Consider the following 11,949-nt stretch of genomic DNA (forward strand, 5'->3'; position numbering starts at 1 on the left):
GGGATAGCCGCTACGCCGCTTCGCGCACCTGATAGTCCTTCACGGCCGTGAAACGGATGGCTTTCCAGCGCTCGGCCTCATAATTCAGCGAGAATTCGTGCTGCGCGAGATAGACCGGATCGTTGTCGAGGTCCCGGGCAATGTCGCCACGATGCGCTTCGATGAAGCGGTGCAGCTCGGCCCGGTCGTCGGCATCGATCCAGCGGCAGACCGAAAAGCGCGACATCTCGAAATCGACCGGCAGCGTGTATTCGAAATTGAGCCGCTCCTTCAGCACGTCAAGCTGCAGCGCGCCGACCACACCGACGATGGCCGGCGAGCCGTCTTCCGGCGAGAAAAGCTGCACCACACCTTCCTCGGCCATCTGCTGCAGCGCTTCCTTCAATTTCTTCGCCTTCATCGCGTCGCCAAGCCGCACGCGACGCAGGATTTCCGGCGCAAAGTTCGGTACGCCACGGAACAGGATCTCCTCGCCCTCGGTCAGCGTGTCGCCGATGCGCAGCGTGCCGTGGTTCGGAATGCCGACCACGTCGCCGGCGAAAGCCTCGTCGGCGGTGATGCGCGAACGGGCGAAGAAGAACTGCGGGGCCGACAGGCTCATCGGCTTGCCGGTGCGCACCAGCTTGGCTTTCATGCCGCGCTGGAGCGTACCGGAGCAGACGCGCACGAAGGCGATACGGTCGCGGTGGTTGGGATCCATGTTGGCCTGGATCTTGAAAACGAACGAAGTCATCTTCGGCTCGGTCGCTTCCACCTTGCGCATGTCCGCCTCCTGCGCGCGGGGCGGCGGCGCCCAGTCGCCCAATGCTTCGATCAGGTCGCGGACGCCAAAGTTGCGCAGCGCCGAGCCGAAGAAGACCGGGGTCAGATGGCCCTCGCGGAACGCCCCCAGGTCGAAGGGCCGGCAGGCTTCGCGGGCAAGTTCAAGTTCCTCAATGAAGGCCTCGCGCTCATTCTCCGGCAAGAGCCCGGCAACGCGGTTGGAGTCCGGTCCGTTGACCTTGGTGCGCTCGGTTTCGGCGTCACCACGCCGAACCGCGTTCTCGGCCAGGTGATAGGTGCCGGAGAAACTCTTGCCCCGGCCGATCGGCCAGGTGATAGGCGCGGTGTCGAGCGCCAGCTTCTGCTCGATTTCGTCCAGGATTTCGAAGGTGTCGCGCGCCTCCCGGTCCATCTTGTTGACGAAGGTGATGATGGGGATGTCGCGCAGCCGGCAGACTTCGAACAGTTTCAGCGTGCGCGGCTCGATGCCCTTGGCGGCGTCGATCACCATGACCGCGCTATCGACCGCAGACAGCGTTCTGTAAGTGTCGTCGGCGAAATCCTCGTGGCCGGGTGTGTCGAGCAGGTTGAAGACGTTGTCGCCATATTCGAACGTCATCACCGAGGTGACGACCGAAATGCCGCGCTCGCGCTCGATCTTCATCCAGTCCGAACGGGTCTGGATGCGGTCCTTCTTCGCCTTGACCTCACCGGCGAGTTGGATGGCGCCGCCGAACAGCAGCAGTTTTTCGGTCAGCGTCGTCTTGCCGGCGTCCGGGTGCGCGATGATCGCGAAGGTGCGGCGGCGGGCGACCGCCTGTTCGATGCTTTCGGTCATGATTGGAAAATCCGTCTGGTGCGCGGGCTTCTAGCAGTGACACGTCAGGCTGTCGAACGGAAATGAGGGTCAAACGCGGGCCTGGGCATGCCGATTCGCGATGCATTGACAGTCTTGCCGCCCGTGACCATTGTGCGGCGCGATGGCTTCCAGGGACTTTTCCAGAGCAGCATACAGCCGACCGGATGGTGGCCTCCTTTCCATAGCGCGGATTCCGCATTGGCTGGGAATTCGGCCGTGACGGCGGCGGTGGACCGTATTAGGGGCGGCCGTTTTCTGGTCCTTGGGCGGGCCGGAATGGATCTCTATGCCGATCCTCCCGGCACTCTTGTCGAGGACGCAACGAATTTCACCCCATGCCTCGGCGGATCGTCCGCGAACATTGCCGTTGCGCTGACCCGCCATGGGTTGAAAAGCACGCTTCTCACATCTGTTTCGGACGACGCCGTGGGCCGCTTCTGTATCAATCAACTCCAGCGCAACAATGTGTCGACGGATCACATCCGCCGCGTTGGCGGTCCGGCGCGCAATTCGCTGGCGCTGGCGGAAAGCCGTTTGAAAGATGCCCGCTGGGTGGTCTACCGCAAGGACGCCGCCGATCTCGACATGACGGCGGCCGATGTCGAGCGGCTGGATTTCTCAAGCTTCGATGCGCTTGTCGTCGCCGGTCTGGTTCTGGCGACCGAACCATCGCGAAGCGCCTCCTTGAGGGCGGTCGAGCTTTCCCGGCAAGCGGGCGTCTGCGTCGTGTTCGACATCGACTACCGTGCTTTCGCGTGGGCATCGCCGCAGGAAGCCAGCGCCGTCTGTGCCCAGGTAGCCGCGCTTTCCGATATCGTGGTCGGCAATGAGGAGGAATTCGAAGTCCTGTCGGGCTTCGATTCCAACGGCTTCGCAGCCGCGTCTCGCCTTGCTGCGACAACTGCGGAGATCGTCGTCTACAAGATGGGCGACGCGGGTGCCATAACCCTGCATGGCAGCCAGCAGGAACGGACCGGAATATTTCCCGTCGAAGCCGTCAAGCCAATGGGTGCGGGCGACGCTTTTCTGGGCAGCTTCCTGGCGGCATTGGCGGATGGACGGTCGGTTCGCGAATGCGTCATACGCGGGTCAGCCGCCGCTGCCATCGTGGTGACGAAGGTCGGCTGCGCGCCCGCCATGCCGACCACCGGGCAGCTCGACGATTTTCTTGCCGCGAACGGCGCGCCAACAGAGTTTGTAGCTGTCGCCTGAGCCAGCCCGTTTTTGAGCCTGCCACGTCTTTTGCAAACTGGCCGGAACGGCAACGTTCCTGTGCAAAAGGAACGCGTCGATGACCATGGCCGTTGACCGTTTTGATGGCGAGGCGAATAGGATGATGCCCATGCCAAATCTCGCCTATAGCCACTCCGTACTCGGCCAGGCCGTCGGAATCGTGCGCCTGCCGCACAGCGAAGGTTTGCCACTTCCGGCCTATGAGAGTTCCGGCGCCGCCGGCATGGATTTGCGCGCCGCCGTACCGGAAGACCGGCCGATGCTTATCCTGCCGGGCAAGCGTGCGCTGGTCCCGACCGGCCTGGTCATGGAAATCCCCGAGGGGATGGAAGGTCAGGTCCGCCCCCGTTCCGGGCTGGCGCTGAAGCACGGCATCACCTGCCTCAACACGCCGGGCACCATCGACAGCGACTATCGCGGCGAGGTGAAGGTCCTCCTCATCAATCTCGGCGATGAGGACTTCGCGATAACGCGCGGCATGCGCATCGCCCAGATCGTCTTTGCCCAGGTCACCCAGGCCAGCATCGAAGAACGCAGCTTGGCCGGCGGCACCGCACGCGGCGCGGCTGGCTTCGGCTCCACCGGGACGGCCTGACGATTGTCCAGCCAACCACCCAAGCTTGTGATCTTCGACTGCGATGGCGTGCTCGTCGATACCGAGAACCTGGCCAACCGCCGATTGTCGGACTGGCTGAACGAGGCCGGATTTTCCACGACCTTCGAATATTGCCGCAAGGTCTTCACCGGCCGCAGCATGGTCTCTGTCCAGAAGGAAATCGAGGAAGGCGGCATCATGCTTGGCGCCGATTTCGTCGAACGCTGGAATGCCGGCCTGCCGGATTTGTTCGCCGGCGGCGTGACGGCCATACCCCATGTCCGCGAATTCATCGACACGGTGCGCGCGGCCGGCATCCCTTACTGCGTCGCCTCATCGGCTCGCGTCTCCAAGATGCACATCACGCTCGGCGCAACCGGCCTGCTGCCGCTGTTCGAGCACGCCATGTTCTCGGCCACCATGGTCAGCCGGGGGAAACCCTTCCCCGATCTGTTCCTCCATGCCGCCAAGACCATGGGCGTTGCGCCGGAAAGCTGCATTGTCGTGGAAGACAGCGTTGCCGGGACGCAAGCCGGCATCGCCGCCGGCATGCGGGTCTTTTCCTATCATGGCGACCCGCATTCCGATCCGGATGGGCTTGAGGCGGCGGGCGGCGTCCTGTTTGACGACATGCGCGATCTGGCTGGGCTTGCTGGCCTCCGTTAGCGGACGATTCCGCTCCGGTTATGGAAAAATCCCTGCTACAGCGGCATCCGTTGCTCGCCGCGCAACGCCCGGCTATGAAATAGGCGGGGTTTTCGTTCATCGCGGGGTGACACGGATGGGGACGGGCAGCTTTTTTCGCCAACTTCACGACAACATTTTCGTCATGCCCAATCCGTGGGACATCGGTACGGCCAAGCTGCTCGCCTCGTTCGGCTTCAAGGCCCTGGCCACTACCAGCGCCGGTTTCGCCTTTTCGCGCGGCCTGCCCGACGGCGGTGTCGGCTTCGACATGATGATCCAGCATTGCCGCGAGCTGGCGAATGCGACCGACCTGCCGGTCTCCGCCGATCTCGAAAAGGGCAAGGGCGACAGCGCCGGAAGCGCCGCTGAAACGATCTTCGCCGCGGAGGCCGCGGGTCTGGCGGGCTGCTCGATCGAGGACCACACGGGCGACACTTCCCAGCCGATCTACGATTTCTCCCAGGCCGTCGAACGTGTCGCCGCCGCGGCGGAAGCGGCGCGGGCGCTGAAGCGCGACTTCGTCTTCACCGCGCGCTGCGAAAACTTCCTCTGGAACAGGCCCGATCTGGACGAGACCATCAAGCGTCTGCAGGCTTTCGAGAAGGCGGGCGCCGATGTGCTCTACGCCCCCGGCCTACCGGATATGGAGGCGGTGCGCCTCGTCTGCTCGGCGGTACAGAAGCCGGTCAATGTCATGGCCCGCCCCGGACTGACCGTCGCGGCGCTCTCGGAAGTCGGCGTCAAGCGGGTGTCGCTTGGCCCATGGCTGACCGAGTTTGCTTTCGGCATGCTCGAAACGGCTTCCCGCGAGATATTGCAGGACGGCACATTCGGCTTTGCCCGCGCCGCCATGCCATTCTCCAAGCTTCAGGGCCTCTTCACGCCGAAGCCATGACGCCGCCGCCGGGATTGCCGCCGCGGGCTTGCAAATGTGCCACAACCGGCTAGAACGCGCCCGGCCCGCGTTTCATGCCGGGCAACGGCATGGAGACGCTTATGAGCCAGTATGACGTGCTTTGCATTGGCAATGCCATTGTCGACATCATCGCCCAGTGCGAGGAAACGTTCCTGGCCGAAAACGGCATCATCAAGGGCGCCATGAACCTGATCGATACGGACCGCGCGGAGCTGCTCTACAGCCGCATGGGGCCGGCGATCGAAGCGTCCGGCGGCTCGGCCGGCAATACCGCCGCAGGCGTCGCCTCGTTCGGCGGCAGGGCGGCATTCTTTGGCAAGGTCTCCAGCGACGCGCTGGGCGAAATCTATGCGCACGACATCCGCGCCCAGGGCGTCGCCTTCGATACCAGGCCGCTGGGCGGCACGCCGCCGACGGCACGCTCGATGATCTTCGTCACGCCCGACGGCGAACGCTCGATGAACACCTATCTCGGCGCCTGTGTCGAACTCGGGCCGGAGGACGTTGAGCCGGAAAAGGCGAGCGGCGCCAAGGTCACCTATTTCGAAGGCTATCTGTGGGATCCGCCGCGCGCCAAGGAAGCGATCCGCCAGACCGCCGCGCTGGCGCATGGCGCCGGCCGGGAAGTTTCGATGACCCTGTCAGACTCTTTCTGCGTCGATCGCTACCGCGATGAATTCCTCGATTTGATGCGTTCGGGCACCGTCGACATCGTCTTCGCCAACTCGCATGAGATCAAATCGCTTTACCAGACGGCGTCCTTTGACGAGGCGCTGGCCGCCATTCGCAGGGATTGCCGCATCGCCGCCGTCACCCGCTCCGAAAAGGGCTCTGTCATCGTGCGGGGCGATGAAACCCAGGTCATAGAGGCGACCAAAATCCGCGAACTGGTCGATACCACAGGCGCCGGCGATCTTTACGCCGCAGGTTTTCTCTACGGCTACACGACAGGCCGCAGCCTCAAGGATTGCGGCGATCTGGGCTCGCTGGCCGCCGGGCTGGTGATCCAGCAGATAGGCCCGCGCCCGCGCCAGAACCTGCGCCAGGAAGCCGAGCAGGCTGGACTTATCTGACAGGCGTATTGGCCACTGTCTGCAGCCTTTTCCAGCGGCTTGGCGCCGGGCTAGGATGCTGTGGGAACAGCTAGAGGAGTCCGCATGGCAGGCAAATTCCCTGAAATCTACCTGGTTCGCCACGGCGAGACCGAATGGAGCGCGACCGGCAAGCACACCGGCCGCAGCGACATTCCGCTGACCGCCGCCGGCGAGGATGCAGCCCGGGCGCTGGCCGAAAGGCTTCGGGCCCACGCATTCTCGACGGTCTGGTCCAGCCCGTCCAGCCGCGCCTGGCAGACCTGCGTTCTATCCGGCTACGGCGGGAACGCGGTGAAGAAGGACGACCTGCAGGAATGGGACTATGGCGATTATGAAGGCCTGACGACCAAGCAGATAACCGCCGAGCGGCCGGGCTGGAGCCTCTACAGCGATGGCTGCCCCGGCGGTGAAAGCGTGGCGGAGGCAGGCAAGCGCGCCAACCGCGTCGTTGCCGCGCTGAGGCGCCTGGAAGGCACGACGCTGATCTTTTCCTCTTCGCATTTCCTGCGCACGCTGGCGTCCTGCTGGCTTGGCCTTGGCCCCGAAGGCGGCCGGCACTTCGTGCTCGACACGGCCAGCGTCAGCATCCTTGGTTACGAGCATGACATGACCGAGCCGGTCATTCGCCGCTGGAACCAGCGCGGCTAGTTCGGCAATGCGCCCGGCAGCACTTCTTGCGCGATAATCGTCAAATCAGACTTATAGACCAAGTTCGCGCCGCCTTTGGCCCTAGCAATACTTGACCGAAAACGCTTTGGTGTGTCCTAACGACAGACGCGCCCGACGAGGCGCCGTCAGGGAGGAATGACGAAGGATGACGGATCGGGTTCAGGCCGTTCGCCTGAAGCAAGTAAGCATCGCGTTCGATCTCAAGGATCGTGGCCGTTTCGAAGCCGTCGCGGCAACGGATCTGGCGGTGGGCGACGGCGAGTTCCTGTCGATCGTCGGTCCTACCGGTTGTGGCAAGTCGACCTTGCTCAATGCGGCCGCCGGGCTCTTGCAGCCGTCTACGGGTACGGTCGAAATATTCGGCCAGGAATTGAAGGGCATCAACCGCCAGGCCGGCTACCTGTTCCAGCAGGATTCGCTCATGCCGTGGAAGACCGTGATCGAGAACGTCGCCATCGGCCTGGAAATCGCCGGCACGAAGAGATCCGAAGCGAGACGGATGGGCATGGAGTGGCTGGAGCGCGTTGGCCTTGCCGCCTTTGCTGATCGGTACCCGCAGATGCTCTCTGGCGGCCAGCGCAAGCGCGTCGGCCTTGCCCAGGTGCTGATCCGCAACCCCAGGCTTCTTCTGATGGACGAGCCGTTCGGCCCCCTCGATGCCCAGACGCGGCTGATCATGGGTGATCTGCTGTTGAAACTATGGTCGGAGAACCGCAAGGCGGTGATGTTCGTCACCCACGATCTTGACGAAGCCATCGCGCTCTCCGACCGCGTCGTCATCATGTCCGCCGGTCCGCGCTCATCGATCATCGGCGACTTCCCCATTCCGCTGGAACGACCGCGCGCCGTCGCCGACATCAGGCACGATCCGCGGTTCAACCGGCTGCACAAGGAAATCTGGGACGCGCTGCGCCAGGAGGTCCTGAGGGCTTATGGGCAGACCGGGGAGGACAGCCGATGAAAAAGGCGGTGCTTCTTTGCCTGCAGGTTCTTGTCGCGGTGGTTATCATCGCGGTCTGGCAGCTTGCCTCGACCACCACACTGTTCGGCAACCCCAAGACCATCGAGTTCTTCTTCGCCGATCCGTTCAGCGTCATGAAGCGCATCGTCCAGTGGTTCGTCGATGGCTCGATCTGGTACCATCTCGGCATCACCCTGTCGGAATCGCTGCTCGCCTTCGTGCTCGGCTCGCTGGGCGGTGTCTTTTTCGGCTTCTGGTTCGCACGGCGGCCGCTGCTGGCGGCGGTGTTCGATCCCTACGTCAAGGCGGCCAACGCGCTGCCGCGCGTCGTGCTGGCGCCGATCTTCGCGCTCTGGTTCGGCCTCGGCATCTGGTCGAAAGTCGCGCTCGGCATCACGCTGGTGTTCTTCATCGTCTTCTTCAACGTCTATCAGGGCGTCAAGGAAGTCAGCCGGCCGGTGCTCGACAATGCCCGCATGCTCGGCATGAGCGAGCGCCAGCTGCTGCGCCATGTCTATGTCCCCTCGGCGCTCTCCTGGATGTTCTCCAGCCTGCACACTTCGGTCGGTTTCGCCGTGGTCGGCGCGGTTGTCGGGGAATATCTCGGCTCGGCAGCGGGCCTCGGCTATCTCATCCAGCAGGCTGAAGGCGTCTTCGATGTCGTCGGCGTCTTTGCCGGCATGTTCGTGCTGATGGCCTTCGTGCTGATCGTCGACTGGCTGGTGACGCTGGTCGAACAACGCCTGCTGGCTTGGCGGGCGCAATAATTCAAACTGGAAAGTGGAGGAAACACATGAAACGCAGAACATTCCTGATCGGCAGCGCCGGTCTGGCCGTCGGGGCCTCGGCCGGACTGATGCCGAGCTTCGCGCAGGACGCCAAGCCGGAGAAAACCACGCTGACGCTCGGCGTCGGCGGCAAGCCGCTGCTCTACTACCTGCCGCTGACGATCGCCGAGCGCAAGGGCTTCTTCAAGGAGGAAGGGCTGGACGTGACGATCAACGATTTCGCCGGCGGCTCCAAGTCGCTGCAGGCGCTGGTCGGCGGTTCCGTGGACGTCGTCACCGGAGCCTACGAGCATACGATCCGCATGCAGGACAAGGGCCAGGACATCACCGCGGTCTGCGATCTCGGCCGGTTCCCCGGCATCGTCATCGCGGTGCGCAAGAACCTCGAAGGCGAGGTAAAATCCGTCGCTGACCTGAAGGGCCGCAAGATCGGGGTCACCGCTCCCGGCTCGTCGACAGCCCTGATGCTGCAATATGCGCTGCTGAAAAACGGCCTCAAGGCTGAGGACGCCTCGATCATCGGCATTGGCGGCGGCGCCGGTGCCGTAGCCGCGATGAAGAGCGGTGAAATCGACGGCATCTCCAACCTTGATCCGGTGATCGCGCAGCTCGAATTCGAGGGCGACATCAAGGTGCTGCTCGACACCCGCACCGAGGCCGGCACGCGCGAACTGTTCGGCGGCCCGAACCCTGCCGCGACGGTCTATCTCAAGCGCGAGTTCGCCGAGGCCAATCCTGTGACGACGCAGCGCCTGGTCAATGCGTTCATGAAATCGCTGAAATGGATCGGCCAGGCCAGCCCTGCCGATATCGCCGATACGGTGCCGCAGGAATATCTGCTCGGCAACCGTGACCTCTATATGCAAGCGGTCAAGAACTCGAAGGAGATGTATTCTCCGGACGGGATGGTGACCAAGGAAGGCTATGATTCGATGATGGGCGTTTTGAAAACGCTCGATCCCGATCTGGCCAATGCCGACGTCGCCTACGAAAAGACTTTCGATCCGAAATTCGTTCAGGCCGCCAAGACCTGATCGGCAAAAAAGAAGGGCCGTTTGGCGGCCCTTCTTTTCCTTGCCGGGTTACAGGGAGATCACGTCCCTGCGGAAAATGCCGCCATTGCCGCCATGTTGACGATGTCAGAGTCCTTGGCGTTCAGGCTGACGATCTGCACTGGCTTGTTCAGGCCGACCAGCAGCGGGCCGATGACGGTCGAGCCGCCGAGTTCCTGCAGCATCTTCGTCGAGATCGAGGCCGAGTGAAACGCCGGCATGACCAGCACGTTCGCCGGGCCTGAGAGACGGATGAACGGGTACTGGCCCATGGCGCGCGCATTGAGCGCAACGTCGGCTGCCATTTCGCCGTCATACTCGAAATCGACGCGCCGCTTGTCGAGAATGCGGACGGCCTCCTGGATCCGCTCGGAACGTTCGCCATGCGGATGGCCGAAGGTGGAATAGGCGAGCATGGCCAGACGCGGCTCGTAACCCATGCGGCGGGCAAAGCCGGCCGCTTCCTCGGCGATATCGGCGATCTGCTCTGCATTCGGCATATCGTGTACAGCCGTGTCAGCGACGATGACGGTGCGGCCGCGCGCCAGCACGATCGAGACGCCGATGACGCGGTGCCCCGGCTTGGCGTCGATGACGCGGCGGATGTCGTCAAGCGCCGTCGAATAATTGCGCGTCACACCGGTGACGATGCCGTCGGCGTCGCCCAAGGCCACCATGCAAGCGGCGAAGTGGTTGCGGTCGTTGTTGATGAGGCGCTGGCAATCGCGGAACAGGAATCCTTTTCGCTGCATCCGCTCATAGAGATAGTCGGCATAGATGGCGTTCTTGCGCGACAGCCGGGCGTTGATGATCTCGAGCCCGGGCTTGTTCAGATCGACGCCGGCATTGCGGGCGTTTTCCTTGATGACGTCGTCGCGGCCCAAAAGAATGGCGGTGCCCAGCCGCTGGTTGACGTAGGCGACCGCCGCGCGCATCACTTGGTCCTCCTCGCCCTCGGCAAAAACGATACGCTTCGGCTGCCGCCGCACGCGGTCGTAGATGCGCTGCAGGGTAGAGGCGATAGGGTCGCGCCGGGCCGACAGTTCGTTGGCGTATTTGTCGAGATCGAGGATCGGCTTCCCCGCGACACCGGACTCCATGGCCGCCTTCGCCACGGCCACCGGAATGGCCGAGATCAATCTCGGGTCGAAAGGGACGGGGATGATATAGTTGGGGCCGTATTTCGGCCGGTTGCCCTGATAGGCTGCCGCGACATCGTCTGGCACATCCTGCCGCGCCAGATCAGCAAGCGCGCGGGCGGCCGCGATCTTCATATCGTCATTGATGGTGGTCGCGCGCACATCCAGCGCCCCTCTGAAAATATAGGGGAAGCCCAGCACGTTGTTGACCTGGTTCGGATAATCCGAGCGGCCCGTCGCCATGATCGCGTCGGTGCGGATTTCGGCGGCTTCCTCCGGTGTGATTTCCGGGTCCGGATTGGCCATGGCGAAGATGATCGGGTTCTTGGCCATCGACTGCACCATCGCCGGCGTCAGCGCGCCCTTGGCGGACAGGCCGAGGAACACATCGGCGCCATCCAGCGCGTCAGCCAGCGAGCGTGCTTCTGTCTTCACCGCATGGGCCGATTTCCACTGGTTCATGCCTTCGGTGCGGCCCTGGTAGACGACGCCCTTGGTGTCGCACAGGATGACGTTTTCCGGCGCGAATCCCATCGCCTTGATCAGCTCGATGCAAGCGATGCCCGCCGCTCCCGCGCCGTTGCAGACGAGCTTCGTCGTCTTCATGTCACGGCCGGTCAGGTCGAGCGCGTTGATCAGGCCGGCGGCCGAGATGATGGCGGTGCCGTGCTGATCGTCGTGGAAAACCGGTATATCCATCAATTCGCGCAGGCGCTGCTCGATGATGAAGCATTCCGGCGCCTTGATGTCTTCCAGATTGATGCCGCCGAAGGACGGTCCGAGGTAGCGCACGCAATTGATGAACTCGTCAGCATCCTCGGTGTCGACTTCGAGGTCGATGGAATCGACATCAGCGAAACGCTTGAACAGGACCGCCTTGCCCTCCATCACCGGCTTGGAAGCGAGCGCACCGAGATTGCCGAGGCCAAGAATGGCGGTACCATTGGAGATGACGGCCACCATGTTGCCGCGCGTTGTGTAGTCGAAGGCACGCGATGGATCGTCCGCGATCGCCTTGACCGGAACGGCGACGCCGGGAGAGTAGGCAAGGCTGAGGTCGCGCTGCGTCGCCATCGGCTTGGTCGGGCTAATCTCAAGCTTGCCTGGCCGGCCCATGGCGTGGAATTCCAGCGCCTCCTGTTCACTCACAGACGGCGTCTGACCGTTGGACTTGTCGTTTCTTGCCATTTTAAG

Annotated in this window: 11 protein-coding genes; 9 read left to right on the forward strand and 2 right to left on the reverse strand. The window is 63.2% G+C overall.

Annotated features, from left to right (window positions below; all coding sequences use genetic code 11):
• Nucleotides 1–10: 10 nt before the first annotated feature.
• Nucleotides 11–1,600, reverse strand: a complete 1,590-nt coding sequence (locus ASD44_RS14215) for a peptide chain release factor 3 (RefSeq protein WP_056113217.1) — start codon at nt 1,598–1,600, stop codon at nt 11–13.
• A gap of 219 nt (nt 1,601–1,819) precedes the next feature.
• Here ASD44_RS14215 and iolC point away from each other — a divergent pair, with 219 nt between their 5' ends.
• The 9 genes from iolC to ASD44_RS14260 all read left to right on the forward strand — a co-directional run bounded on the left by iolC (nt 1,820) and on the right by ASD44_RS14260 (nt 9,598).
• Nucleotides 1,820–2,833, forward strand: a complete 1,014-nt coding sequence (iolC, locus tag ASD44_RS14220; protein WP_244480487.1) for a 5-dehydro-2-deoxygluconokinase — start codon at nt 1,820–1,822, stop codon at nt 2,831–2,833.
• A 130-nt stretch (nt 2,834–2,963) separates the two neighbouring features.
• Nucleotides 2,964–3,449, forward strand: coding sequence for a dUTP diphosphatase (dut, locus tag ASD44_RS14225; RefSeq protein ID WP_056116233.1), 486 nt, complete (start codon nt 2,964–2,966; stop codon nt 3,447–3,449).
• Nucleotides 3,450–3,452: 3 nt separating this feature from the next.
• Entirely contained in the window at nt 3,453–4,115 is a 663-nt protein-coding gene (locus tag ASD44_RS14230) for an HAD family phosphatase (protein ID WP_056113224.1), read from the forward strand.
• Between the two features lie 115 nt (nt 4,116–4,230).
• Nucleotides 4,231–5,031 (forward strand): isocitrate lyase/phosphoenolpyruvate mutase family protein, encoded by an 801-nt coding sequence (locus ASD44_RS14235; protein WP_056113227.1) that lies wholly within the window; start codon nt 4,231–4,233, stop codon nt 5,029–5,031.
• A 101-nt stretch (nt 5,032–5,132) separates the two neighbouring features.
• The gene (locus ASD44_RS14240) at nt 5,133–6,125 is read left to right on the forward strand and encodes an adenosine kinase (RefSeq protein ID WP_056116235.1); all 993 of its coding nucleotides are present in this window, start codon (nt 5,133–5,135) and stop codon (nt 6,123–6,125) included.
• 84 nt (nt 6,126–6,209) lie between these two features.
• A complete protein-coding gene (locus ASD44_RS14245; protein WP_056113232.1) occupies nt 6,210–6,794 on the forward strand; it encodes a histidine phosphatase family protein in 585 nt (194 codons plus the stop codon).
• A gap of 166 nt (nt 6,795–6,960) precedes the next feature.
• Nucleotides 6,961–7,776 (forward strand): ABC transporter ATP-binding protein, encoded by an 816-nt coding sequence (locus ASD44_RS14250; RefSeq protein ID WP_056113236.1) that lies wholly within the window; start codon nt 6,961–6,963, stop codon nt 7,774–7,776.
• Nucleotides 7,773–8,543, forward strand: coding sequence for an ABC transporter permease (locus tag ASD44_RS14255; RefSeq protein ID WP_056113239.1), 771 nt, complete (start codon nt 7,773–7,775; stop codon nt 8,541–8,543). The genes ASD44_RS14250 and ASD44_RS14255 overlap by 4 nt, the downstream gene beginning before the upstream one ends.
• Before the next feature lie 26 nt (nt 8,544–8,569).
• Nucleotides 8,570–9,598, forward strand: a complete 1,029-nt coding sequence (locus ASD44_RS14260) for an ABC transporter substrate-binding protein (RefSeq protein WP_056113242.1) — start codon at nt 8,570–8,572, stop codon at nt 9,596–9,598.
• Nucleotides 9,599–9,657: 59 nt separating this feature from the next.
• Here ASD44_RS14260 and ASD44_RS14265 read toward each other — a convergent pair whose 3' ends face one another.
• Complete coding sequence (locus tag ASD44_RS14265) at nt 9,658–11,943, reverse strand: NADP-dependent malic enzyme (protein WP_056113245.1); 2,286 nt, start codon at nt 11,941–11,943, stop codon at nt 9,658–9,660.
• Between the last annotated feature and the right edge of the window lie 6 nt (nt 11,944–11,949).

It is taken from the genome of Mesorhizobium sp. Root554 (assembly GCF_001427025.1).
Taxonomy (GTDB): domain Bacteria; phylum Pseudomonadota; class Alphaproteobacteria; order Rhizobiales; family Rhizobiaceae; genus Mesorhizobium.